Consider the following 25,135-nt stretch of genomic DNA (forward strand, 5'->3'; position numbering starts at 1 on the left):
AGAACAGTTCGTCAGTTACTGCAGTTCACACCCAAAATCCAATGACTGAAACTCGCTACTCAACGATGGACTTAGCCGACTGTGAGTCTTTCTATCACGAAACCGTCGTACCGACGATGGAAACCGACGGGCTGGACCCGACCGCTGAAGCCCCCACGTACACCTGGCTGAACGGACAGTTCCCGGGATTCGTAAAGCATCTCCAACGGCGATTTGACCTGTCCCCGGGGCAGTTCTACGACGAGATCGGAGTCCCAGAAGCCACGACGACATCGGGATCATTTGACTTCCTCTCTGTCAACACCCAGCGGGCCATCGAGGGGTACCTCGACGAACTTTCGACTCGACGTGGGCGTGCTGACGCCACAATCGATACACGGCGGTCGATTCTACGACGCTACGCGAAAGTATATACCAATATCCACGATACAAAAGATTTGCTCGTACCGCTGGAGAATCCCGACGAACGCGTTGCAGAGATGGATCGGGTGGCGGCGACGTTTGATGCGCTGGACCAACTGGACGATGCCCTGACGACGCTTGCGTCACGGCGTAAATACGTTCAGGACACGCGGCAGTTCTACAAACACCTGGTGATGTTCGGAAACGCCGCGTACAATCCACTCGCTGACCTCGAAATCCGGTTTGGATGGGATAGAACCCCGTCCTGGGACAACAAAGCACTCGATAGAAGCGCCGTCCAACGCTTGTATGGAGCAGCGAGTGAGCTACGGGATCGATTCATCGTGGTCGCGTGCTGCGGTTGGGGGCTTCGCCCGAGTGAAGTCGCATCGCTACATATTCGACAGCTCAACCTCGATCCGGACGATGACTCGCATCCGTACATAGAGTTCGGTGACGGCGAGCGGAAAAACGGTCCTGGGACCGTGGCTCTCTTGGCTGGTCTGGAGACGGTAGAACGCCGTATAGAGACGCTTTCCGATCCAGAGTGGAGTGGCTACCTCTTGCCTTCTCCGTCCGCAGCCACTGGCCATCTAACCGCCGAAACCGTCCGACGACGGTTCAAATCAGTGGCTGAGGCCGCAGATGTCACTGTCGACGGCGACACGCCAACGCCAAAAACCGGCCGTCGATTCTGGTACACTACGTACGGTGCTGCTGTCAGGCGGGTTGCGGAACGGTTCGAAGACGTCGCAGCGGAGCAGGGCTCGGCGTCTGCACAAGTCGTACTCGATAACTACCTCTCGGAGTCTGAAGCCCGGTCTCACCGGCGGGCGGAGATGCGCGAGACGCTCGCAGGGCTGTTCTTTGAGTAGTCCGCGTTTTGCAAGACCGCTTTAGAGATACCAGCCGGCTATACCGTATAGCTATACCGTCTGACTAATCTTTATATCTGTGCGGTGAATGCGATACGGTATGCTGACCTACACCGTGTACAGCGAGGCCGGCGGTGTCGGCAAGACAACGATGGCGGCGAACCTCGCCGTCGCCGACGCCCGTGCTGGTCACGACGTACTGGCTATCGATATGGATCCACAGGAGGGGAGCCTCTCGTTCCTGTTCGACGTCGCGGACCGCCGAACGGACTCGGAGGCCGACAGTTTAGTACGACACCTCGTCGAACGGCCACGCGGCCCGTTCGCTGACCTCATTGAGGCCTCAGAGGGTGTCGATGTCCTTCCCGCACACAACTCTCTGGAGGTCCTTTCGAAACATCTGCGGCGTCGTGAGGAGGAAGCGGCGGACTTCGGTGAGAACTGGAACCCGAACGTCCAGCTCCTACGTGTGCTAAAGGACGCGGGCGTTCCGTCCGAGTACGACACTGTCATCATCGACCCGCCTGCGACCGCGGACGTGAAACTGTACAACGCATTGCACGCGACGCGGAACCTCGTTATCCCGTTTGAACCCAGCGGCAAAGGCCAACAGTCTGTCGAGGGCCTCGCAGACCTCGTGACCGGGCTTGAAGACACGCTAGATATCAATGTGGGCGTATTAGCTGCTGTACCGAATCGGTTCAAGGGGACCAACGATCAAGAGGAGATGCTCAAACGGCTTCGTGCGGAGTCGTACGATATACCTGTCGTGTTCCGGGAGCGGACGTCCTTGCTTGAAGGCTGTTGGCGCAAACAGTGTTCGGCGTTCAAATACATTGAAGACCACCGGAGTCGGGAACGTGACTACGAAATCGAAACGCTGGAGCAGTTCGAAGAGCTAGCTGCGCATCTCCGACAGACTCGCGAACAGGAGGCAACAGCATGAAATCCGGCTCCGGCGACGATCCGTTTGCGGAGACCGATTCGGATCCAGAGCCAGAACCGGACGAGCAGCAGGATGAGGTGATGGATGTTGAAACTGAACCCGCCGACGTAGAAACGGCGGCCCAACCGGACATCCCATACAAATTCCGGCGTGACTCAGTCAAGCAAGACCGCAAGCAACGGCCGATCTTCATACGCCCCGAGGTCGAGGAGCGCGAATCCACTTTCCTCCGTCATCTAGAAGACGCGGTCGGTGAGGATGTATACAAGACCGACGCGCTGGAAGCCGCTCTCGTCGTTGCTATGGACAATCCGGACCTTGTCGCCGAAAAGCTCCGTGAGTGGGGGTACGACTGGGAGCAATCGGCCACGTCCCGCTAAGTACACAACAGTATTGAGCGCGCCCTCGCGATCCGCCCGTGGTTTTGTCTTTTTGTGCTTGCAGTCCTCTCCCGATACCTAGCCGAACGAAACTGGAACTGTTAACTGTGTCAACTGCCTACCTTCATCCGCTACCACATATAGCTATCTCGTCCAACTATCTCTTTTGAATATGTGGATGGGCTATACCGTATAGCTATACCGACCAGCCATATTATGTGGGTATACAGTATGGCCAATTCGATTAGCCATGCGGAATGGCTATGGGGTGTCGATAGGTCGAATAGCTGACGAGCTCGATTAGCCGCTGTACGTGCTGAGACGAGCTAATACGTATAGTTCTCTCTTCGAGATATCTCGACTGTTCCGACGACAACAATCGCTGTGGCCGATACCTGTTGGACGGTTCACCCTCTCCCCGAAGACGATTACAGATCTGCCGGTGGCGGGTGTCGAGTGCTTTCGAGAGTCACCACCGATAGGTCAAACCGGCACTAGCGGTTTCCGAATCGAACAGGTGTGGCCACCCAGATGCGCCAATAACTGGCTCAATACGCCAAATAAAGGCCCGAACAGCGCTTACAATATCTCCGAGCTGGTGCGGTTCGAAGCTCTCCTGATACTCGATGTCCCCCTTCGATAGACTGGCTATTCCCTCCAGTCCGATGCTGTCATGAATAGGTGAGACCACACCAGTGACAGCTTTCGTCCAGAAGTTCTGGCCCAACGACCTGCGTCTATACGACTTCTGCTGTACGAAGGCGCTCACAGCCGCTCGGCCGGACCGTGCCGCATGTACCATTCCGAAGCCAGTCAGGCGGTTCGCCAGTCCGATAGCATCACCGACGATGTGGACCGGACGTGACTCTAGATTGGTGATTCACCGTCGTCTTTCCGATTACTCTAAACAGATTAAACAGATATTGTTTAAGAAGCGATGTTCTATCTATAGAAAAGGGCTGATCTAGATACTCAAGTAAATTCTCTCCATCAAGTTTGAAAAAGCCTTTCTACGCTCTTCAAAGTATTTATATAATCGCGAACTTTGACCTTCGATCTGCTAATCCACTCTTGAATTGGTGTTCGGATATCTAAGATATTGTTAATGGGTGTTAACTAATAACAAGGGTATCGAACCCCGCAAATCGAATTCCGCCTGTCGCGTGAGAATATATAACGATTGTACCCGTGTTATTGTCTTCAGGAACGGGTACCTCTGACCGTTCCGACTGCTTGGCCACGCATCACAGTCACATCTATCAATTTGACCGCATACATCGGCTATCCTGAGTCAGAGGTGTTGCTGTTGATGAGTAGGATCGGGACTGCTGACAACGATGACGATCTCGACGTGTGAGTAGCGGTTGACCAATCAGGTCATGACCGTCTGACCCGCTGGCTGGGAATGAAAGTGAATATACAGACCATGCAGCAGATCTGGTTGCCCCTCCCTGGCGATACTTTGACTATACCGAATGAGATTTCAGTTGCCTTGCTCTCCCGCTGCATTAGTTGATGCGTGACCGAAGCGTACACACAGAGGAGACAAAGTTTGTCGACGGCGATATAGCGCCTCTGGCGTCAGCAAGCAGACTTAGTTCGGAATAAACAAATAAGACTGGAATTCAAGCCGACTAAAACGCTCCAAGACGGTACAACAGCGATTGAAACTGGGCGTATAGTTCACAAGCGGAGATGAACCGCTGACCGAAGGGGCCTCAAACCGATGCATTAGCCACTCTAACAACGGAATCTGATAGGCGAACTCGACACGAGCGTCAAGCTATCCAGCCATTCAGATTGCTACAGAAGGGAGCGTATCACAGGGTGTCCCTGAGAAGGACTGGATGCCCGTCACCGCTCGAGTATTCAGATAGAGCGCATCTGAACTACAGTTCCGTATTAATGGCCTTTTTGTGCCATTTCTAGGCTAAACCATATCTCCACAACGTAGTGCAGCAGCGATAGTAGCCTTCGATATATGTGAACACTATTTACTCCGGGCGGCCGCAGACTCTAAATTGACCTCGATGATGTTTGCTGCCTCCATCACTAGCTCCGGAAGGTCACTGTTGAGGTATTCACCGGACAGCCGCATTTTCGGTGCGGTTACACTGATCGCACCACAAACTGCTCCGTCCACGTCCTGTATCGGAGCGCCCACGGAGCGCATACCCCGGATTTCCTCCTCATCGTTTATCGCGTACCCCTTCCTTCGAATTTCTGCGAGTCTCTCGCGCAGTTCGTCTGGATCAGTAATCGTTTTTTCTGTCTGCTGAACGAGTTCTTCACTGGCCAGTATATCAGTGACTTGGGCTTCATCGAAATGTGCCAGCAGCGCTTTTCCCGTCGCAGTACAGTGGAGATATTGTGGGGACTCTCTGGTCCGCCGTTGATAATCCATGGCTACAGTTTCTCCTCCATTATGCTCGTACAGTGTTACCTCCCTGTTCCGGTACGCAACTGTGAGGTGGACCCATTCACTGGTCTCTTCGGCTAACCGTTCTACTTCCTCCTTTCCGATTTGATAGAGGTCAACCCGATTCCGGACGCTTTCACCGAGTGGGACGAACCGCAGTCCCAACCGATATACGCCGTCTGATTTGTCAATAAAACCCTCTGCAACAAGTGTCTGTAGATACGTATGCAATGTACTTTTGGCAACGTCTACGTCATCACAGAGGTCCGCAAGTGTCACTTCAGACTGAGACTGAATCTCGCGCAGGATATCGCTCGCAGTCTGAATCGACTTGATCTGTCGAGTTGCAGTCGGCGGTTCGCGTTCAGTCATATGTTGAGTCTCGTTTATCAGGTTATATGATTTTGGTATATCGAACGTACCGTTTGTCGGTGCGACCGCTTTCGACAGCACATACTGATCCGACCGGTATGATCGCTCAGTAAGGTGGACTCCGCAGTCCAGCACAATCTGACCCAGAAACAGTTTCGCGACCGCTCTCTACATGAACTTTTATTAATGACGCTGTCAATGGAGCAAACGATATGCGCTGTTGGACAAGTCGGCATAGTCGCCAAGCTAGCCGTATACCGACTGAGAAGTCGCTTCAAAGCATACAAGTCGGAAAACTGAATGCACACGCCCACTGCTGGGAAGAAAACGGTACAGACAATAAGTAACCGACCCAATAAGAATGAGCTCCGAATTCGACATCAAGCTGTACGACGATATTGATCCCGAAGACCGACCCTCTCTGGGAGAGGCGCTGATACCGATTATCGGGATGCTAACCGCGCTGGGCATTGGTATCGGCATCTATGGACTTGACCCGCAGTTCCCACTCCTCTGGGGCATTGCATTCACTGGGCTGTTCAGTTACTACCGGTTCGATATATCCTGGGACGAGATGTACTCCGGGATTACACATACGCTGCTAATGGGCATTCAGGTCGTGTTTATCCTGTTTATCGTCTACGCTCTCATCTCGACCTGGATACAGGCCGGAACGATTCCGACGCTCATGTACTACGGGCTTGACCTGCTGCACCCGATAGTGTTCCTGCCGCTCACGGCGATCATTACTGCAGCGATAACGTTTGCCATCGGCTCATCATGGACCGCAGCGGGGACGCTCGGTGTTGCCTTCATAGGCATCGGATCGGGACTCGGACTCCCTGAACCGATGACCGCGGGCGCAATCCTCACAGGTGCATACACGGGAGACAAACAGTCACCACTCTCGGACACGACAAACCTCGCTTCGGCGGTGACAAACACTGACCTGTACGACCATATCAATGCCATGCGGGCAGGGACTTTCCTGGCCTTCTCTATTGCCGTCGTCCTGTACGCCGGTCTCGGCATCCGCGCGTCAGGAGCGATTCCCGTGGACCGCATCGCCGAGATACAGACGGCGCTCACGGGCTCGTTCACGATCTCTCCGCTCGCTTTCTTCCCGCTTCTCGTCACATTTGGGCTGGCGATATACGGTATCTCCGCGATTCCAGCTCTTGGTGCTGGTGTCTTTGCCGGTGCGATTACATCGGCCGTGCTTCAGGGGAACTCGTTCACATCGGTCTGGACCGTCGCACAGAGCGGAACAAGCCCGGAAACAGGGATGGAGCTCGTGAACGGCCTCCTCGCAAGCGGTGGGATGGTCGGCGGTGCATGGGCCGTAACAATTGCCATCGCCGCACTCGCACTGGGTGGCCTGTTCGAATGCACTGGGATTATCGCTGTCCTGGCACATCACCTCGGCCAGCTCAGTGACAGCGTCGGTAGCCTCACCGGAATCACGGTCCTGTCATCAGTCTCGATGAATGTCCTTGCGGCAGAACAGTATATCAGTATCGTTGTTCCCGGCGTGACGCTCGGGAGCCTCTACGAAGAGAAGGGCCTCAAGACCGAAAATCTCTCCCGGGCAATTGAGTCCTCTGGCACCGTCACGAGCGCGCTCATTCCGTGGAATAGCGGCGCGGTGTTCATGGCCGGAACGCTTGGCGTCAGTACGTTCCAGTACGCACCCTACTACTTCCTGGGCTTCCTTTCGCCGCTTATCCTCATTCTCATGGGAGTTACCGGCTGGCAAATCACGTATACCGAAACCGAGGCTGACAGCCAGACACCGAGTAATATGGCTGCGCCGGCAGATAGTGACTGAGCGCACCGCTCGGCGATAGCGGGTAAGTACCCCGGACCTCACTGTGATTCGGAATCACAGGCACCATTCGAGTCCACCGAACCAGATATACTCACTCATTGGTGACAAGGCCCGACGTCCTCGAATATCTAAACCGAAATAGGTGGAAAAACCTTTAAAAGCCCGGACACAAATATAAAAATAGCTATTTATATACGTATACTACAAAACTATAGAAAATAACCATCGATACAAGGTTATTCAGCCCAACTCTGGGTGCATACTCTTGCCAACGCTGGGAGACATGGATGCGAAAATCCCTGCATGGGGGCGTACGACTGTCACATCGAAACGGCTGAACACCCGGAATTGGGGGGCGATTAACCACTGAAGCGCAGTTCACGATGTTCTGTAACGCTAGGTCCTCTCGTTAGGTGAGCTCAGACCACTCCCACACGGTCGGTCTGCCAGCAGCCCCGGAACTCGCCGACGGACTGCACTGATAGACCGAACTCGTACGTGGTCGTTCGTCCATCCGGCCCCGTAATCGTCACCCGCTGTTCAGCGTAGTTTTCGTTTCGCTCGACAGAGCCTCGCACAGCCTCTCCGAAGTCGATTATCGGGCGGTACTGCGGTGACTCGACCATGGCTATAAATCGGTCCAGTGGCCCAGTCGAGCGGCGGTTGGCTGGGGAGGCGAAGTTGTACGCCGTCATAATACCCGCGTTCTCAAACGGGTCGTCGTTCGTTTTTAGCGCATCGACCTGGAGGGCAACAGCATCACCAGGGCTGTATGTCTCGCTGGACGTTGGAAGGCCAGTCACCGGATGCTCGTCTTCAGACATTGATATCGTAGGTGCCGTGTGTCTCTGAAACAGGGGCTATACCAGCATGAATGGCACGGCTGATCGGCTACAAACCCGGATATCGACGGGAGTTTGTGTTCCCGGCAGCTAGAACTGGCGACTGCGATCATGGCCGAACTGAGGGACGTACTTATCGAAACCATGTTGCTCGACGAGGAGCGGTTTCGCCAGCGGCTTCCGGGCCTTGTCGAAACACACCAGCTCCGGACTGTCGATCCACACCCTGCCGACGAGTCGCCGGCAGACATTCTTCAGAACCTCGATACGCTCAAGCTCGGCTCTGTGACGCCCTTCGAGCGAGAGATTATCGCGAAAATGGTGCGACTTGGGACGGCACCGATGGGCCTGACACTCACCGGGCCTGCATACCAAGATAATCCGCTCAGATATGCGACACAGACGTTCAGAGAAATGTCGGGCTACTCGCTGACCGCACTCCGCGGCGAGAATCTCCGCCTCCTGCAAGGGCCGGCAACGGACCCAGAGTCGGTCGCGACACTTCAGGAGGGGATCGACATCTGGGAACAGCGGACCGTCGAACTATGGAACTACCGGGCGGATGGCACACGCTTCAAAAACCGAGTGACGATAGTGCCACTCACCGGTCCCGACGGCTCCATCACGAACTGGCTCGGTGTACAGAAAGCAATCGGCACGGCAGATAGCTAACCGTCGGTGGCACCCCTTCACGACGCGTTTCAGACCGAGTGGACGGTCAGCTTGCACTGTGGGAGGTACACCAGTGTCGCCCGCATATGAGTGTGGCACGCGCAATACCCACTTCACGGGTCGGTCGCGTTCTGGTAGGGAGCGACCGAACCAGCGTCACTCGTCGTCTACCTTTCCGTCGCGTCGGTCACGGTCCCTGGCTTCCGGGTCCCGCTCTGCCGGCTCACCGTGCCCGCCGCCACCAGGCGTTCGGACGGAGACAGTCGTCCCAGCCTTGACGTCAACGGAGGCCTTCGCAGGGACCGGCTCGCCGTCGACCAGATTCTCCCCTGTCGCGCCGTCTTCGCCGCCGTCGATTCCAGCGGGGGCCGTCCGCCGGCGCTCCGTCAGTAGGGACACGGTGGCGTCTGTCTCGACGGTGACGGTTCGTTCGAGGCCCAGGCCGCCACGGTATCGGCCGTCGCCGCCGCTCGACGGACGCAGCGCGTACCGCTCGACCCGGAGCGGATACTCGGTCTCCATCGCTTCGACGGGCGTGTTGAGCGTGTTCGTCATTCCGACCTGCACGCCGTCCATCCCGTCCTTATGGGGCCGGGCACCGAACCCGCCGCCGATCGTCTCGTAATACGTGAAATCGCCGGTTCGGTCGCCGATGATGAGGTTGTTCATCGTTCCCTGCCCACCGGCGGGAACCCTGTCGGGGACGGCCGTGGCGAGCGCCGCCAGCGTGACATCCATGACGCGCTGGCTCGTCTCGACGTTGCCACCGACGACCGCCGCTGGCGCGTCCGGGTTGAGCACTGACCCTTCGGGTGCGGACACGGACACCGGCTCGTAACAGCCGTGGTTCGGCGGAATCTCCGGGTCGGTGATCGCTCGAACGACGAAGTAGACCGCGCTCTTCGCGACCGAGAGCGGCGCGTTCAGGTTGCCTGTCACCTGCTCGGCAGTCCCGGCGAAGTCGACAGCTATCGAGGCCCCATCGATGGTAACGGCCACCTCGATCGGGATGTCATCGTCGGTCACGCCGTCGCCTTCGAGGATATCCTGCGCTCGATACGTCCCGTCCGGGAGCGCGTCGAGTTCAGCCTCGACCCGCTCGCGGGAGTACTCGATGACGGCATCGAACGCGTCGAGCAGGGTCGGCCCGTGTTCTGCCAGTAGTTCACCGATGCGTTCCTCGGCCCGGGCGTTCGCGGCGCGCTGGGCTCGGAGGTCCGCCTCGCGCTCGTCCGGCGTCCGGACGTTGGCACGGATGAGGTCGTGAACCGCCTCGTTGGGCTCGCCGCCGTCGACGAGTCGAACCGCCGGCAATCGGAGGCCTTCCTCGTAAATCTCCTGTGCGCCCGGTGGCATGCTCCCCGGTGAACTCCCGCCCACGTCGGCGTGATGGGCTCGCGAGACGGCGTACCCGATCACCTCGTCGCTGGGTGCTATCGTCGAGACCAGCGTGATGTCCGGGAGGTGTGTCCCACCGGCGAACGGGTCGTTGACGATGAAGACGTCGCCCGGCTTCGGGTCCTTCTGGAGAACGATATCCACCGCGTCGGGCATCGCACCGAGGTGTACCGGGATGTGTTCCGCCTGTGCGATCATCCGACCGGACGCGTCAAAGAGCGCCGTCGAACAGTCCTGTCGCTCCTTGATGTTCGGGGAGTACGCCCCGCGGATGAGCACATGTCCCATCTCGGTTGCAACGCTCTCCAGTTGGTTCCTGAGGATCTCCAGCGTTACGGGGTCGATCACCTCCTGTTCGTCACTCGGTGTGGTAGCTTCGTCGTTCATTCGTCGCTCACCTCTGCTGTCAGCGTCCCGTCATCGCGAACCCGGACGTTCCAGGCCGGTGGGATGACGATTGTGCTCTCATCGCCCTCGACAATCGCGGGGCCGTCGATTTCGTCCTGTGGTGGCAGTTTCGTTCGCTCGTAAACCGGGGTTTCGCGGACATCGCCGGCGAACACCGCCTCGCGGGACCCCTTCCGTGGGTCGCCACCGGCATCGTACTCGACCGGCGGCGCGTTCCGTTCGACGGTCGTCGTCACGCGACAGTTCACCAGTTCGACGGACTCGCCCGCTCGATAGCCGTACGCGGACTCGTGGGCTGCTCCGAAGCGCTCGCGGGCGTCTGCGTTGTCGAACGGCCGGTCGACGTCCACGGTGAGTTCGAAGCTCTGGCCGGCGTACCGGAGGTCAGCGGAGTGTCGCACTGTCGCCGCCTCGCGGTCGCTGACTTCAGCCAGCAGTTCTTCGGATAATTCTTCGTAGACGGCGTCGACATCGTCGGGGTCGACCGCGTCGAGTGACCGCTGATACGTCCGCACCGCGTCGCGCTTCTCGTCGGCTGCGAGCAGGCCGTATGCCGACAGCACGCCTGAGGCGCGCGGAATCACGACCCGGTCGATATCGAGGCTGTCCGCGATGGACGCCGCGTGCATCGGCCCGGCACCCCCGAACGCAGCGAGCCCGAACTTCCGCGGGTCGTACCCGCGCTCGACGGTCACAGAGCGGATCGCCCTGGTCATGTTCGCGTTCGCGACGCGATAGACGCCACGGGCGGCTTCCAGTGGGCTGTCGAGACCCGCCTCGTCGGCGAGGTTCGCAAGCGCGTTGTACGCCGCATCCGCATCGAGCGACAGTTCGCCACCCAGACTGGTGCTTTCTCCGATGTAGCCCAGCACGAGGTTCGCGTCGGTGACGGTCGGCTCAGTGCCGCCCTTCCCGTAGCAGGCCGGGCCGGGGTTCGCTCCGGCGGAGCGTGGCCCGATGCGGAGTGCGCCCCCGGCGTCGACCCAGGCGGTGGACCCGCCACCTGCGCCGACTGTCTCGACGTCGACCATCGGCGTCTTGATCGGCCGCTCGTTGATGACGCCCTCCGTGGTCCGTTCGGCCTCGCCGTCGCGGACGAGACTCACGTCGCTAGAGGTCCCGCCCATATCGAACGTGACCAGCCCGTCCTGTTCGTCGGCCGCCATCGACCCTGCCCCCACGACGCCGGCGGCAGGGCCCGAGAGAACCGTCGTCACGGCGTTCCGCCTGACGGTATCGGCGTCGGTGATGCCGCCGTTGGCCTGCATGATACGGGGCTGTGGGACTCCAAGCTCCCGAGTACGGTCGGTGAGGTGACTGACGTAGTGGTCGATCGCCGGCCGTACGTACGCGTCGACGGCCGTCGTCGAGGTTCGTTCGTACTCGCGGAACTCGGCGAGGACTTCGTGGGAAGCCGAGACCGGAACGTCGAGTTCGTCCCGCAGGATGTCTGCGACGTGCTGTTCGTTTTCGGGGTGCGCGTACGCGTGCAGCAGCGAGACGGCGACGGATTCGACATCTATCTCGCGTAACTGCGCGGCGATTGCCCGGACTTCGGCCTCGTCGACGGGCTGTTCGATACCGTCGGTGGTCGTCCGTTCGGACACTTCGAAGCGTCGGCGTCTGGGAACCAGCGGTGTCGGCTTTTCCGCGGACAGGTCGTACAGCGACGGGCGGTCCTGACGGCCGATTTCCAGCACGTCCCGGAACCCTTCGGTCGTGACGAGCGCGGTCTTTGCGCCGTCCTCTTCGAGGAGTGCGTTGACCGAGACGGTCATCGCGTGAGAGAACTCGGTCACGCTCTCCGGGTCGATGTCGGCCGCTTCGCAGGCCTTCTCGATCCCGGCGATTACGCCCTCGCTCTGGTCTTCGGTGCTCGGGACTTTCGCGGTCACGAGCGTGCCGTCGAGCGACAGCGTCACGTCGGTGAAGGTTCCACCGACGTCGACACCGATTCTCCGATCTCCCATCTACAGTACCCCCGCGACGCTGAGCAGCGTCCGAACCCCGAGCCACACGACGATGAGCGTCACGATAGCGCCGAGGGCGTTCGCTATCGACCCGTTCGTGTACTCACCGAGGAGGTCCCGCTGGTTCATCGCGTATATCAGGAACACCGCGACGATCGGCAATAAAATCCCGTTGACCACCTGTGCGAACACGATGATCTGGACGGGACTGCCACCCAGCAACACCGAAAGCACTCCGACACCGAGGATGGTCCCCCAGACGGCACGGAACTGTGTGCTCTGCATATCTGAATCCCAGCCTAACGCACCTGTGGTCGCCCACGCGCCCGCAAGCGGTGCTGTCGTTGCGCTCGTGAACCCAGCGGCGAAGATGCCGATGCTGAAGAACAGTTCGGCGTACGGCCCGGCGATGGGTCGGAGCTGTTCGGCCATCCGGCCGATATCGCTGATCTGCGTTCCGGGCTCGAACGCTGCGGCCGCGGTCACCATGATCGTAATCGTGATGACGCCGCCTGCGACGATAGACAGCACCGTGTCGATACGCGAGTGGCCGATATCCTCGGGACCGCTCCACCGCTCCTGAACGTTACTCGCGTGCAGGAACAGGTTGTACCCGACGATGGTCGTGCCGATGAGGCCGGTGATGAGGTACAGCGACCCCGAGGGGATACCGGGGACGAACCCCATCGCAATCGCACCGGGATCGGGACCGATGAGGATCGCCGACGCCACGAACGAGACCGCCATCACGGCGACCAGCCCAATGAGCGCTCGTTCGATCAGCTTATAGCGCCCAGTGTAGAGCAGGAGTCCGGCGACGAGTCCCATCACGACGCCCCACACCGTCGAGTCGATACCCGTGATTGTCGCGAGCCCTGCGGCACCGCCGAGGATGTTTCCGGCCTCGTAGGCGGCGGTCCCGACGCCGATCGCGCCGACAACGAGGAACATACTCACGTATTCGACGATCTGATTGTCGAACCGCTCCCGGAGTGCTTCACCGAGTCCTTCGCCCGAGACGAGGCCCAGTCGGGCACTCATCTCCTGGAGAACGATCGTCGCAACGATCGAGAAGACCATTGTCCACAGAAGCGCGTAGCCGAACTCCGCCCCGGTGACGCTCGCAGTCGTGACCGTGCCTGGGCCGATGAACGCGGCGGCGACCATCGCTCCCGGGCCGACGGCTTTGAGTCGTTTTGTAATGCTCATGATTGTTGGTTTTGATAGCCACTGTCACGGTCCCAGCAGGTAATCAAAAACATTGTTAAGACCTGTGTGTGACCGGAACATCGGTCGTATGAACTCTGTGTACGCGTCACTAGATGTGTGAACAAGTATGCAACACTCCACCACCGGATTCGAGTCGGTTTGCGTCCCGGGCGGGGGGTATTCACGGTTCCCGCTCTCGCAACAGTACTTTCGAAACGCTCTCTTCGATTTCGATTTCGAACGGGAGGTCGGTGATGCTACCGCGGATGAACCGGATCATCAACCATCGCACCGACTCGGATGGGAAAACAACGTGGAAACTCCCTTTTTCGTCCCGTCGAACGGTCAGGAACCCACACAGCGAGAGCCATTCGAGAACGTCTTCGAGCGAATCGAACCGCTCGGCGTACTCCTGGGCGTGGTATTGGGCTACCTGATCGATCATTTCGAGAACCCCCTCGTCACGTTGTGCTGGATCACTAAACTGGCTCAGGAGTGCGTGCAGCAAGTCGATGTCCAGAAGCACATGTTCGCCCGTCGAGAGCATCTCGTAGTACGTCTGGAGGTGGTCGCTGTCGCTCGCGTGCGCCGAGTCGAAGTTCGCCGCGTAGAACGCGATTGCCTCGCGGATCAGTTGGCTTTGACTTTCCCCAGTTCGGTCGGTCAGCCCCTCTAACGTCTCCTTGGTCTCCTCGTCGAGAGAGACGGTGACGCGGTCGGTTGGCATAGTGCCCCTCGTCGCTGGACGGCCTTAATATCGTGTCGTTTGGTGACAGAGCGCTCTCGGACCCGTCAGCGACGCGTGACTGGCCGTGTCTGAGACTTTATGGCCAGGTGCCGCTCTGCTCGCCGGCGTTCATGACCCGCTGGAGTGCGACGACGTACGCGGCGGTCCGGAGCGACGGGAGGTTCCGTTCCTCGTAGGCGTCGACGAGGTTCCCGAACTGCTCGACGATGATCGAATCCAGTTCCTCGTTCACGCGCTCTTCGGACCAGTAGAAGCGCTGTCGGTTCTGGACCCACTCGAAGTACGACACGATGACGCCGCCTGCGTTCGCGAGGATATCTGGAATGACCAGCGTCTCGCGGTCGCTGAGAACGTCGTCCGCTGCGGGGGTAATCGGGCCGTTGGCGGCCTCAGAGATGACATCGGCGGAGATGTCATGTGCCAGGGACTCGTCGATGGCGTTCTCGAGTGCGGCCGGGATCAACAGGTCGACGTCGAGCGTGAGCAGTTCCTCGTTCGTGAGTTCCTCCGCTGCGTCCGGATAGCCGACGACGCTCCCGGTTTCGCGTTTGTAGTCCTTGACTGCGACGGGGTCGAACGACGCTTCGCTGTAGATAGCCCCGCTCGAATCGGACACGGCGACGACGTTGGCACCCATCTGGTGAATGAGTTTCGCCGCGATCCAGCCGGCGTTCCCGTAGCCCTGGACCGCGACCGTCGCGCCTTCGAGGTCCTTGTCGAGATACTCGAAGGCTTCACGCGCTGCGACGACCGTCGAACGCCCGGTCGCTTCGACGCGGCCTTCGCTGCCACCGCTTGCGAGGTCCTTCCCGGTGATGACGCCGGGTTCGGTCGTGTTTTCGAGTGTCTCGTAGGTGTCCTTGATCCAGTTCATCTCGCGCTGGCCCGTGTTGACGTCAGGTGCGGGCACGTCGCGGTCGGCCCCAATCAGTGGCGTCAGTTCCTTCGCGAACGAGCGCGTGACCCGTTCGAGTTCGCTCTCGGAATAGTTGCTCGGGTCGATGACGATGCCGCCTTTCCCGCCGCCGAGCGGGATATCGCCCGTCGCCGTCTTGTAGACCATCCACCCGGAGAGCGCCTTGACCTCGTCCCGGTCCACCTGCGGGTGATAGCGGATTCCGCCCTTGTACGGGCCGCGGTCACCGTTGAACTGTGACCGGTACGCACGGAACACCTCGACCGACCCGTCGTCCATCTCGACAGACAGGTTCGTTTCCAGTATCCGCTCGGGAGTTTTCAGCCGTTCCAGCTGTCCCTCTGAAATGTCTAAATATTGTGCTGCTGCATCTATCTGTGTCCGTAGACTCTGGTACGGATTTACATCAGACATATATCCACGGGATTCATCGAGATACCAAAAGCTATCTATTTCTACCAGGAAAATTACTATATCATTCGATATAGTAGGAACTAAAAGAGGGGCTTACAACCGCGCTTGAATCCGAATCTCTTATCCTATCTTCACATTCTTATCAAATTCTGACACAACTACGTTTCCTGTATTGTCCGTCACCCGAACAGCGGTGTTCGTATCGAGTGCCACAGCATCCGCAACCTGTTCCGTTCCACGTACTGGAACGTCGACCCGGTCGACGTCCGGGATCAGACAGTCACGACGTTCGGCACGTTCGAGCAGGACGTCTCCGCTGGGGAAGTGCCAGACCCGCGTCACGGAACGGAACACTGGCATCGACGTCGGCGCTTCGACGTGCCTGATAGCTCTCTTCTCCGTCAAGCGACGTTGTACATCCATCATAGCTGAGCTGAATCGGCGGGAGCTATTGTCTCGCGACTGCCCGAACGACGGGCAGGGACCGACCGTGTCAGCGTCTGTGTGATGTCCGTCATGTGTCTCCCCGAGTACCGGCCGTCGACCGATGGCACTCTATCGGAACGACCGCGGGAATAAGCAAATACTAAATTGTTTAGCAACGAAGTCCACCAGACACCAGGTGTTTACTATTGAACCCACCATACAGAACACGGCAACCGAAACACCCCGTTCCCGACGGGTGGCGACAACTCGAACGAGCGGCCACGCGTGGCGCCACCGGTCACAGTGATAGCTTTGTGCCCGGGAGACGCAGATGAGCGTCAGCGAGACGCCCCTCGATACGGCCCGGGTTCTCGTTGTCGGTTCGACGGCCTGGACCGAGCCGTTCACAGCGGCTCTCAGCGCCAGCACCGAGGCCGCTGTTCGCACCGTTGCGACGACATCGGACGCCCTGGATACCGTTCGGGAGCGCTCGGTCGACTGTCTCGTCACGGGCGAGACACTCGACGACGGGAGTGGCACTGATCTGGTCCGACAGCTCCGGGATTCGGCTCCGGACCTCCCGGTTGTCCTCGGAACCACGGACGGCAGCGAGGCCCTGGCGAGCGAGGCAATCCAGGCCGGCGTTTCCGACTACGTCCCACTGACCGGAGCAGACGGCCTGCGAATAGACGAGTTAGTTGAGCGAACTGGGAACGCGCTCCAGTCCGCTCGGCGAGCGATCACACAGCGCGAACGGGCGCGGCAGTTCGACGCCGTCTTTCACGACACACAGACGGCCACCTGGGTCCTCGACCCGGATGGCTCGCTCGCCCGTGTGAATCAGACGGGACGGGCGATGATCGACGAGGCAGTTGACGGGGTCATTGGTGATCTGTTCTGGACGCTGCCGTGGTGGGCACAGTCCGAGGCGACCGAACGCGACATCCGGCAGCTCGTGGAGGCCGCACGCGACGGGCAGTTCGGTAACGCAGTCGTTCACCGGCCGACCACGGCCACGGACCGCGTTATCGAGCTTTCGGTTCGGCCGGTCGAGAACGACTTCGGCGACGTCACCTCGATCGTGATCGAAGGGATAGACATCACGGAGCAGGTCACCCTCGACCGTGACCTCCGCCAGTCCGAGGAACTCCACCGGGTCACGCTCAGCAACATGACCGACACCGTCCTCATGACGAACGAGGACGGGGAGTACACCTACGTCTGCCCGAACGTCCACTTCATCTTCGGCTACACCGACGACGAGATCCGCGAGCAGGAAACTATCGACACGCTCCTCGGCGAGGACCTGTTCGACCGTGCTGAACTCGCCGAAAAGGGTGTGCTCAAGAACATCGAGTGTACCGTCACCGACAAAGCCGGCCACGAGCACACGCTGCTGGTCAACGTCCGCGAAGTCGCGATTCAGGGCGGGACACTGCTGTACAGCTGCCGGGACATCACGAAACGGAAACAGCGCGAGGAAGCGCTGGCGACGCTGCAGGAAACCGCACGGAAGTTCCTCTACACGGAGACCGATCAGGAGATCGCCCACCACATCGTCGACGACGTGCTCAGTGTGTTCGACGTCTCCGCGAGTGCCATCTACCTGCACGACGTCGAGACGAACGAACTCCAGCCTGTCACACAGTCACAGGCGATGACCGACCACCACGGGCCGCTGCCGGCCGTCCGCACGAACGACGACACGCTTCCGAGCCACAGCTTCGTCAACGATGAGACACTCGTGTTCGACGACGTCCACACGTCGGACCGACTGGAAAACCGGGCGACCGACCTCCGGAGCGTCATGTTCATTCCGCTGGGCAACCACGGCGTGTTCGTCAGCGGCTCGCCAGCCGTCGGGGTGTTCGACGACGTCACACAGGAACTCACCGACCTGCTCGCAGCGACCGCCGAGGCTGCCCTCGACCGGGTCGTCCGAGAGTCTCAGCTCCGGGAACAGGACCGCGAACTCCAGCGGCAAAACGAGCAACTGACCGCCCTGAATCACATCAACAACACGATTCGGGAGATAGACCAGACGATCGTCAGCGCCGAAACTCAGGAAGAGATCAACCACACTGTCTGCGAACGGCTGACTGACACGGACCGATTCAAGTTCGCGTGGATCGGGAGCGTCGATCCGGGCGGTAATACCGTCGAACCGCGAGCGTGGGCCGGCAACGAACAGGGGTATCTCGACAGTCAATCAATCGCCGTCGCGGACTCCGAGACCGAGCCCGCCGGCCAGACGGCTGCGACCGGTGAAGTGACGATGATCCCTAACGTCGCCGCCGACCTCCGGAACGCGCCGTGGCGGTCGGACGCGCTCACGCGCGACTTCCTCTCGGTGTTGAGCATCCCGCTGGTGTACAACGATCTCAGGCACGGCATTCTCACCATCTACGCGGACACGAAAGACGCGTTCGACGAGACAACGCGCACAGTGTTGCGCGAACTCGGCGAGACGATCGCCTCGGCACTCAGCGCCATCGAACGGAAACACGCGTTGCTCACGACGTCGGTGACCCGCGTCGAGTTTGGCATCGATGACGAGCGGTTCCTCCTGTCGCGACTCGCCCGGTCGGCGGGGTGTACCCTCTCCTACGAGGGCGGCATCCAGCACGCGCCGGCTGGTAACAGCGTGTTCGTCACGGTCGAAGACGCTGACGTGGAAACGGTCGCGGCGGCTGCGGCGGAGATGACGTCGATTGACGACGTGACACAGATCAGTGACGACGACACCGAGCGCGGCGTCCTGCGGCTGGAGTTGTCACAGCCGTTCCTCGCCTTAGAACTGGCCGACCACGGTGCTATCTTCCGGGAAGCGACCGCCGATCCGGACGGGACGACACTCGTCGTCGATGTGCCACAGAGCGTCGACGTTCGAAACATCGCGCAGTTGGTCGACAGCACGTTCTCCGGTGTCGAACTCAAGCGCAAGGAGACGCTCGAACGGGGTATCGAGCAGGACCGGAGTTCGGAGTTCCTCATGGACCTCACGGAGCGCCAGCTAGAAGTGATTCAGACCGCCTATTACAGCGGCTACTTCGAGTCACCGCGCACGAAGTCCGGCGAGGACATCGCGACGATGCTTGAAATCTCTCCGCCGGCGTTCTACCAGCACGTTCGGACTGTCCAGCGGAAGCTGTTCACCACATTGTTCGAAGACCGGAGTGTCTCGGGTCTGGAGTCGTGAACGGGGTTCAATAATAAACAACCTAATCAACTCCTGCTTCTTTGTTTAACCTCTGAATATTCCTTTGATGTCCTTCTATTCCTTAATCGAGTACTGACGGTCGGACACCGTCACTCGTGAATACACATGAGAGATGTAGAGCAAGACCACGACGAGGAGACACCGTACGAGTGCTTTGCGTGTGGCAAAGTCATCACTGCAGAGAGCCAACCGGAGAACTGTCAGGACTGTGGCGGTGAAATGCGAAACCGACTGACACCGCTGGAATAACGATGGGATCGGAACTGAGCTCCGCTTCTCCTTCGGAAGACTCGCCGACGCCGCCCGAGCCAGAATCAGCGCTCGAAACAGCCCGTCTACAACTCCACCGAGCCGCGGACCACCTCGATATCGACCCGAACATCGTCGAGCGACTGAACCACCCGCGAAACGTCCACGAAGTCACCGTTCCGATTGAGCGCGACGATGGCACAGTCGACGTGTTCACTGGATATCGAGCCCAGCACGATAGCGTCAGGGGACCGTACAAAGGCGGGCTTCGCTATCACCCCGACGTGACGAGGGACGAATGCGTCGGCCTCGGGATCTGGATGACCTGGAAATGCGCGGTGATGGACCTCCCCTTCGGCGGCGCGAAAGGCGGTATCGCGGTCAATCCGAAAACGCTGAGCCGAGACGAAAAAGAACGGCTCACCCGCCGGTTCGCACAGGAACTCCGCAAAGTCATCGGCCCGAATCTGGACATTCCCGCCCCGGACATGGGAACGGACCCACAGACGATGGCCTGGCTGATGGACGCCTACTCCATGCAGGAAGGCGAGACAATTCCCGGTGTTGTCACTGGGAAGCCCCCGATTGTCGGTGGGAGCGAAGGGCGTGAAGACGCGCCCGGTCGGAGCGTCGCGATTATCACACAGTTGGTCTGTGAGTACTACGACCAGCCGCTGTCAGAGACCACGGTCGCAGTACAGGGCTACGGCAGTGTCGGTGCGAACGCAGCACGGTTACTCGACGAACGGGGCGCGACTGTCGTCGCGATCAGCGACGTGAACGGAGCAATGTACGACCCCGCCGGAATCGATACGGCGTCAGTACCGTCACACGACGAGGAACCGGAAGCAGTCACCGAGTACGCCGACACCGTGATTTCCAACGACGAGCTGCTGACGCTGGACGTCGACGTCCTCATCCCGGCCGCACTCGGGAACGTCATCACCGAGGCCAACGCGGACGACATCGCCGCGGATTTCGTCGTGGAAGGGGCAAACGGCCCGACCACGTCCACCGCTGACTCCATCCTCGCTGACCGAGATGTCATGGTGATTCCGGATATCCTGGCGAACGCCGGTGGCGTCACGGTGAGCTACTTCGAGTGGCTACAGGACATCAACCGTCGGTCGTGGTCACTCGAGCGCGTGAACGACGAACTCGACGAAGAGATGCGGGCGGCCTGGGACGCCGTCCGGACGGAGTTCGAAAACCGCGACATTACGTGGCGCGATGCGGCGTACATCGTCGCCCTGTCCCGTATCGCGGAGGCCCACGAAGCGCGTGGGCTCTGGCCGTAGCACTGGTTCTGTCGGTTCCATCACGGGTTCCACCACTGTCGATGCCGAGAAACCACGACCACCGCTTCCCTCAGTAGCGGAACTCGAACTGTGCCCCGCCAGCAGTGCTCTCCGTCACACGGACGGTCCAGCCGTGCGCTTTGGCGATGTCCTCTACGATAGAGAGTCCGAAGCCAGTGCCTCCTTTGGTAGACGTCACGCCGTGTTCCAGTACTTCCTCACGCTTTGCCGGCGGAATCCCGTCGCCGTCGTCCGCGACGTAGAACCCGTCACTGCCGTCTAACTGCCCGACGGTGACGGTGACGGTGACGGCGTCCCCACCATGCTCGATAGCGTTCCTGAAGAGGTTCTCGAACAGTTGTGTCAACCGGCCGGCGTCACCAGCCACTGTCGGGACCGCTTCAGCAACTGTCAGCGTTGCGTCAGCGGTGTCGACGTATCCCCACGCCTCCGTGGTCACGGTTTTGAGATCGATTTGCTTCGTGTCCGTAACTGTGCTCTCGCCGCGTGCCAGCGTCAGGAGGTCGTCGATCAACTGCTCCATGCGGTCGTGTGCCGCCTCGATACGCTCTAGGTAACTGAGGTCGCCTGTCTCCTCGACGATGTCGAGAAACCCGATGGCGATGGACAGCGGGTTCCGGAGGTCGTGGGCGACGACACTGGCAAATTCGTCGAGCCGCTCGTTCTGCCGCTGCAGTTCGGTTTCCCGGCTTGCGCGTGTGAATGCCGCCTCGACAGTCGCACCCAGTATCTGGAACAGGTCCACGTCTGTATCAGAGAACGTCTGTTCCTGGGTCGTTCCGACGCCGATAAGCCCAAACTCGCCCAGAGGCACGAACAGGCCGCTCCTGAGTTGTGCGTCGGCCTTGCCGAGTGTTACTTCGGACTGGAGATCGTCGTATTTACGCAACTCCGACGCCTCGAACGCCTCCCACGCAAGCGCCTCTCCGGCCTCCAGCCGCGGGAGCTCACCGAGCAGTTCTCTCGTGGCCGCACTCGCCGTCAGCGGGACGAGCTCGTCGGCTTGGTTGGCAGACTCCCAGATCCCGGTGAGCTCGAACCCGAGAATATCGACGGCAGCCTCGACAGCGATGTCGCCGATTTCAGCACTCGACTGTGCGCCACTGAGCCGCTGCGCAGTCGCCTGCAGTGATCGGAGCTTCGACTCTAACTGCTTCTGGTCAGTGATATCCTCCAGAACGGCCAGTATGCTCGTTATCTCCCCATCCGGAGCAGTGATGGGGGCAACCGACAGGAGTAGATCCAGTACCTCACCACCTTTCGTTTCCCGGCGTATCTCCTTGCCGCGAATCGGCTCGCCGCTCAGTGCGCGCTGTCGGTGGGACTCGAATTCAGCCTGCTGCTCGTCCGGGACCATCGGATTGAACTCGCCGAGCACCTCCTCCCGTGACCAGCCGAACATGTTCTCGGCCCCGTCGTTCCAGCGGATGACAGTTCCGTCCGTGTCGATTTCCATGACGGTGAGTGGCGTCGCCTCGATGAGTGATTCGAGTCGCTGGTTCGTCGTTTCGAGTTCGCGTTCCCGCTCGACCTGTTCGGTTACGTTGCGGGCGATGCCGACGATTCGGACGATTTCGTCTTCGAGGATGACCGGCGCGAGGCTCGTATCCCAGAACCGTGCGTCGTCAGCGATGTCCAACTCTTCCTGATACGAGATTGGCTCACGCTGTTCGACACAGCGAGTGTAGTTCGCTGCGAGTTCGGCCCCGCGCTCGGCACCGAATACTTCCCGTGGTGTCTGGCCACGAACTTCGTCGGTAGTGAGTCCGGTCTGTGACTCGTAGCCGGGACTGAGTCGAGCAAACTCGAACGCTAGCTCGTCACCGGCTGTATCGACATCGAGCATGAATATGGCGTCACCGGAGGTGTTGAGCAGTGCCTCGTACTCTTCGGCAAGCTCTCGGTGTGCGCGCTCCTCGGCTTTTCGCTCCGTGATATCCTGAAATACGCCCCGAAGCAACGGTTCGTCGTCCTCTGTGTCGTCGACGCGCTCTCCCCACGCCCGCACATCGCGCACGTCACCGCCAGTCCGGACGATTCGGAGATCGAGATCGTACGGTTCTCGGTCCGCAATTGCCCGCTCGACAGCCCGCGTAATCGTCTCCCTGTCGTCAGGATGGTAGAACTCGATCGCGTCGTCGAGCACCGGGTCGTAATCGTCGTCAACACCGTGAATCCGACGGACCCCGTCAGACCAGTCGAGGGTGCCAGCCGACGGGAAGTACTCCCAGACTCCGATGTCTGCGATGTCCTGCACGTGTTCGAACAGGAACTCCTGGCGCTGGAGGTCGGCGTGGTCCCGCCCCCGCGAAATCTCGGCACTCACGAGCTCTGAGAGCAGTTTCACGAACGTTCGCTCTAGCGCTCCGAAGGGCTCGACTCGCGTCGTCGGACTCGAAAAATTGACCGTCCCGTACCGGGTCCCGTTGACGACGAGTGGCACGCCGATGTACGACTCTAACTCGAACTCACGATATGCCGGGTGGGTTTCTCTCCCATCGGCAACTGCGTCTGCGAACGAACAGACCGAGTCTGTCCCGATAACTGCCTCGCAGTACGTCGATCCGACATCGAACTGATCCCCGGATTCGATTTCGGCATCCGGCGCGTGCAATGCCTTGACTGTATAATCGTCGCCCTGAACGCGTGAGACGATTCCGATTTCGAGACCGAGCGTTCGACACCCCAGTTCGAGCAGTTCCTGGAGGCGCGTCTCGGCCGAGACATCACTCTTTGCCATGACGGTCTGGAGTTCCCGGAGCGCGTCACGCTCGCGCTCCAACTGTCGCTTGACGTCGCTTTGTTCCGTGATGTCCCGAGCAACGACGAGCACTTGACGGCTCTCGTTGCTCCGGAACGGCGTAACGCGGACGTCAAACGTCCGCTTGTCGCCCCCGGTCGTGATATCGAGTTGCAGGTCCGCGTCGTACAATCCCGTGACGCCTCCGTCGCCTTCTATGTCATTGAGCGTCGAGCGGACCGCAGATGTAAACTGCTCTGTATCAGACGTAGAAATACGGTTGCCCACAACTGTCTCCAACTGCTGCCCTGCGATCTGCGTTGACTGGTCCCCGGTGAGCAGCCGTTTCGAAGCCGCATTCGCGAATTCGATCGTCCCCGCATCGTCGAGGACGAACACGGCGTCGTGGATGTTTTCGAGGATTGTCTCACTGCGCTCCAGTTCCAACTCTCGCTCCCGCTCGGCCGTTGTTTCGCGTGAAAAGACGGTGAGACCGTCATCGTCCGGGAACACTCGCACTTCGACCCAGTAATCGAACGGCTCGCCAAGGTACTGTTCGAACGACACCGGTTCCCCGGTCTCCATCGCGGTTCGGTATTTGTCTTCGAGTTCCGTCCCAACAATCGAGGGGAACTCTTCCCAGATACTGGCACCGATGATAGCATCGGGGTCGCGGTCGACACGCCTGGCCATCTTCTCGTTTATGTATTCGATACGCCACTCGTCGCCGACGGCGTAGATCCCGTCAGTTGCCCGTTCCAGCGTTCGCTGGAAGCGGTCGGACAGTCGTTCGGCGACCGCTTGTTTACGAGCGGCCTCGACGAGCGTCTGTATGCGGCGCCCGAGCAACTCGAAACTGTTCTCGCCCGCATGGATCGGAATGTAATCGGAGACGCCCGCCTGCGTTGCCTCGCTCGCGATTCGCTCGCTTCCCCGGCCAGTGAATAGTATTGTCGGTATTTCGTATTGTTCAGCTTGGAGCCGATCTAAGAGATCAATTCCCGTCCCGTCCGGCAGCGAGTACGACGTGACTACACAATCGACAGTCGAAGTCACAAGCAAGTCGAGCGCAGCCTCCACAGCCCCGACAGCTGTGACTTCAAAGCCCGATGAGATATTCACGAGTTTCGTCTCCGCCAACTCAGCAAAGTCACTATCGTCGTTTACATACAGAACGTGAATACAATCGGACGTCTCACTACCTGTATAAGCCATTATTACACCTACGCAGCGCGCTTTTAAGAATCGAGCGCACCAGTTCTTATCTGTGATATCCTGAGTCCGATCCAGCCGGCTTTCTGATGCAGATCCCAATCAGATTTTAGGTGGCACAGATGCCATGTATTCGTTCATCGGGCACTCACAAATCGGGCACCGCCGGT

Annotated in this window: 17 protein-coding genes; 8 read left to right on the forward strand and 9 right to left on the reverse strand. The window is 59.5% G+C overall.

Annotation, left to right across the window (positions count from 1 at the left end; translation table 11 throughout):
- Positions 1 to 41: 41 nt before the first annotated feature.
- The 3 genes from C442_RS14600 to C442_RS14610 all read left to right on the forward strand — a co-directional run bounded on the left by C442_RS14600 (position 42) and on the right by C442_RS14610 (position 2,603).
- On the forward strand, positions 42 to 1,277 hold the full coding sequence (locus tag C442_RS14600) for a tyrosine-type recombinase/integrase (RefSeq protein ID WP_049943016.1): 1,236 nt from the start codon (positions 42 to 44) through the stop codon (positions 1,275 to 1,277).
- Between the two features lie 100 nt (positions 1,278 to 1,377).
- Positions 1,378 to 2,223 (forward strand): ParA family protein, encoded by an 846-nt coding sequence (locus C442_RS14605; RefSeq protein WP_049943017.1) that lies wholly within the window; start codon positions 1,378 to 1,380, stop codon positions 2,221 to 2,223.
- Positions 2,220 to 2,603, forward strand: a complete 384-nt coding sequence (locus C442_RS14610; protein WP_008311743.1) for a hypothetical protein — start codon at positions 2,220 to 2,222, stop codon at positions 2,601 to 2,603. Before C442_RS14605 ends, C442_RS14610 begins: the two co-directional genes overlap by 4 nt.
- Positions 2,604 to 4,593: 1,990 nt before the next feature.
- Here C442_RS14610 and C442_RS14620 read toward each other — a convergent pair.
- Positions 4,594 to 5,394, reverse strand: coding sequence for an IclR family transcriptional regulator (locus C442_RS14620; RefSeq protein WP_008311746.1), 801 nt, complete (start codon positions 5,392 to 5,394; stop codon positions 4,594 to 4,596).
- A gap of 361 nt (positions 5,395 to 5,755) precedes the next feature.
- On the opposite strand from C442_RS14620, the gene arcD reads away from it, so the two are divergent.
- Complete coding sequence (arcD, locus tag C442_RS14625) at positions 5,756 to 7,222, forward strand: arginine/ornithine antiporter ArcD (protein WP_008311748.1); 1,467 nt, start codon at positions 5,756 to 5,758, stop codon at positions 7,220 to 7,222.
- Positions 7,223 to 7,641: 419 nt separating this feature from the next.
- On the opposite strand, the gene C442_RS14630 is transcribed toward arcD, so the two are convergent.
- A complete protein-coding gene (locus tag C442_RS14630) occupies positions 7,642 to 8,046 on the reverse strand; it encodes a DUF4864 domain-containing protein (protein WP_008311749.1) in 405 nt (134 codons plus the stop codon).
- A 129-nt stretch (positions 8,047 to 8,175) separates the two neighbouring features.
- On the opposite strand from C442_RS14630, the gene C442_RS14635 reads away from it, so the two are divergent.
- Entirely contained in the window at positions 8,176 to 8,736 is a 561-nt protein-coding gene (locus C442_RS14635) for a PAS domain-containing protein (protein WP_008311751.1), read from the forward strand.
- Positions 8,737 to 8,892: 156 nt separating this feature from the next.
- On the opposite strand, the gene C442_RS14640 is transcribed toward C442_RS14635, so the two are convergent.
- The 6 genes from C442_RS14640 to C442_RS14665 form a co-directional block, all read right to left on the reverse strand.
- On the reverse strand, positions 8,893 to 10,521 hold the full coding sequence (locus C442_RS14640; protein WP_008311752.1) for a hydantoinase B/oxoprolinase family protein: 1,629 nt from the start codon (positions 10,519 to 10,521) through the stop codon (positions 8,893 to 8,895).
- Positions 10,518 to 12,512 (reverse strand): hydantoinase/oxoprolinase family protein, encoded by a 1,995-nt coding sequence (locus C442_RS14645; RefSeq protein WP_008311753.1) that lies wholly within the window; start codon positions 12,510 to 12,512, stop codon positions 10,518 to 10,520. Before C442_RS14645 ends, C442_RS14640 begins: the two co-directional genes overlap by 4 nt.
- Positions 12,513 to 13,721 (reverse strand): Nramp family divalent metal transporter, encoded by a 1,209-nt coding sequence (locus C442_RS14650; RefSeq protein ID WP_008311755.1) that lies wholly within the window; start codon positions 13,719 to 13,721, stop codon positions 12,513 to 12,515.
- Between the two features lie 181 nt (positions 13,722 to 13,902).
- Positions 13,903 to 14,448: a ribbon-helix-helix protein, CopG family gene (locus C442_RS14655; RefSeq protein ID WP_008311757.1), complete on the reverse strand. Its 546-nt coding sequence runs from the start codon at positions 14,446 to 14,448 to the stop codon at positions 13,903 to 13,905.
- Positions 14,449 to 14,545: 97 nt separating this feature from the next.
- Positions 14,546 to 15,799: a Glu/Leu/Phe/Val family dehydrogenase gene (locus tag C442_RS14660; RefSeq protein ID WP_049943018.1), complete on the reverse strand. Its 1,254-nt coding sequence runs from the start codon at positions 15,797 to 15,799 to the stop codon at positions 14,546 to 14,548.
- Between the two features lie 120 nt (positions 15,800 to 15,919).
- On the reverse strand, positions 15,920 to 16,159 hold the full coding sequence (locus C442_RS14665; protein WP_008311760.1) for a hypothetical protein: 240 nt from the start codon (positions 16,157 to 16,159) through the stop codon (positions 15,920 to 15,922).
- 397 nt (positions 16,160 to 16,556) lie between these two features.
- Between C442_RS14665 and C442_RS14670 the strand changes: the two genes are divergently transcribed.
- From C442_RS14670 to gdhB, 3 genes are all read left to right on the forward strand, one after another.
- Entirely contained in the window at positions 16,557 to 19,424 is a 2,868-nt protein-coding gene (locus C442_RS14670; protein ID WP_008311762.1) for a bacterio-opsin activator domain-containing protein, read from the forward strand.
- 126 nt (positions 19,425 to 19,550) lie between these two features.
- Positions 19,551 to 19,694, forward strand: a complete 144-nt coding sequence (locus C442_RS21575; RefSeq protein ID WP_005533309.1) for a rubrerythrin-like domain-containing protein — start codon at positions 19,551 to 19,553, stop codon at positions 19,692 to 19,694.
- A gap of 2 nt (positions 19,695 to 19,696) precedes the next feature.
- Positions 19,697 to 20,992, forward strand: a complete 1,296-nt coding sequence (gene gdhB, locus C442_RS14675; RefSeq protein ID WP_008311769.1) for a glutamate dehydrogenase GdhB — start codon at positions 19,697 to 19,699, stop codon at positions 20,990 to 20,992.
- A 70-nt stretch (positions 20,993 to 21,062) separates the two neighbouring features.
- Here gdhB and C442_RS14680 read toward each other — a convergent pair whose 3' ends face one another.
- A complete protein-coding gene (locus C442_RS14680) occupies positions 21,063 to 24,968 on the reverse strand; it encodes a PAS domain-containing protein (RefSeq protein WP_008311771.1) in 3,906 nt (1,301 codons plus the stop codon).
- Positions 24,969 to 25,135 lie beyond the last annotated feature (167 nt).

The organism is Haloarcula amylolytica JCM 13557 (assembly GCF_000336615.1).
Classification (GTDB): Archaea; Halobacteriota; Halobacteria; order Halobacteriales; family Haloarculaceae; genus Haloarcula; species Haloarcula amylolytica.

Coding starts and splice junctions, on each gene's coding strand:
- C442_RS14600 (WP_049943016.1), top strand. CDS start 42: ATGACTGAAACTCGCTACTCAACGATGGACTTAGCCGACTGTGAGTCT.
- C442_RS14605 (WP_049943017.1), top strand. CDS start 1,378: ATGCTGACCTACACCGTGTACAGCGAGGCCGGCGGTGTCGGCAAGACA.
- C442_RS14610 (WP_008311743.1), top strand. CDS start 2,220: ATGAAATCCGGCTCCGGCGACGATCCGTTTGCGGAGACCGATTCGGAT.
- C442_RS14620 (WP_008311746.1), bottom strand. CDS start 5,394: ATGACTGAACGCGAACCGCCGACTGCAACTCGACAGATCAAGTCGATT.
- arcD (WP_008311748.1), top strand. CDS start 5,756: ATGAGCTCCGAATTCGACATCAAGCTGTACGACGATATTGATCCCGAA.
- C442_RS14630 (WP_008311749.1), bottom strand. CDS start 8,046: ATGTCTGAAGACGAGCATCCGGTGACTGGCCTTCCAACGTCCAGCGAG.
- C442_RS14635 (WP_008311751.1), top strand. CDS start 8,176: ATGGCCGAACTGAGGGACGTACTTATCGAAACCATGTTGCTCGACGAG.
- C442_RS14640 (WP_008311752.1), bottom strand. CDS start 10,521: ATGAACGACGAAGCTACCACACCGAGTGACGAACAGGAGGTGATCGAC.
- C442_RS14645 (WP_008311753.1), bottom strand. CDS start 12,512: ATGGGAGATCGGAGAATCGGTGTCGACGTCGGTGGAACCTTCACCGAC.
- C442_RS14650 (WP_008311755.1), bottom strand. CDS start 13,721: ATGAGCATTACAAAACGACTCAAAGCCGTCGGCCCGGGAGCGATGGTC.
- C442_RS14655 (WP_008311757.1), bottom strand. CDS start 14,448: ATGCCAACCGACCGCGTCACCGTCTCTCTCGACGAGGAGACCAAGGAG.
- C442_RS14660 (WP_049943018.1), bottom strand. CDS start 15,799: ATGTCTGATGTAAATCCGTACCAGAGTCTACGGACACAGATAGATGCA.
- C442_RS14665 (WP_008311760.1), bottom strand. CDS start 16,159: ATGCCAGTGTTCCGTTCCGTGACGCGGGTCTGGCACTTCCCCAGCGGA.
- C442_RS14670 (WP_008311762.1), top strand. CDS start 16,557: ATGAGCGTCAGCGAGACGCCCCTCGATACGGCCCGGGTTCTCGTTGTC.
- C442_RS21575 (WP_005533309.1), top strand. CDS start 19,551: ATGAGAGATGTAGAGCAAGACCACGACGAGGAGACACCGTACGAGTGC.
- gdhB (WP_008311769.1), top strand. CDS start 19,697: ATGGGATCGGAACTGAGCTCCGCTTCTCCTTCGGAAGACTCGCCGACG.
- C442_RS14680 (WP_008311771.1), bottom strand. CDS start 24,968: ATGGCTTATACAGGTAGTGAGACGTCCGATTGTATTCACGTTCTGTAT.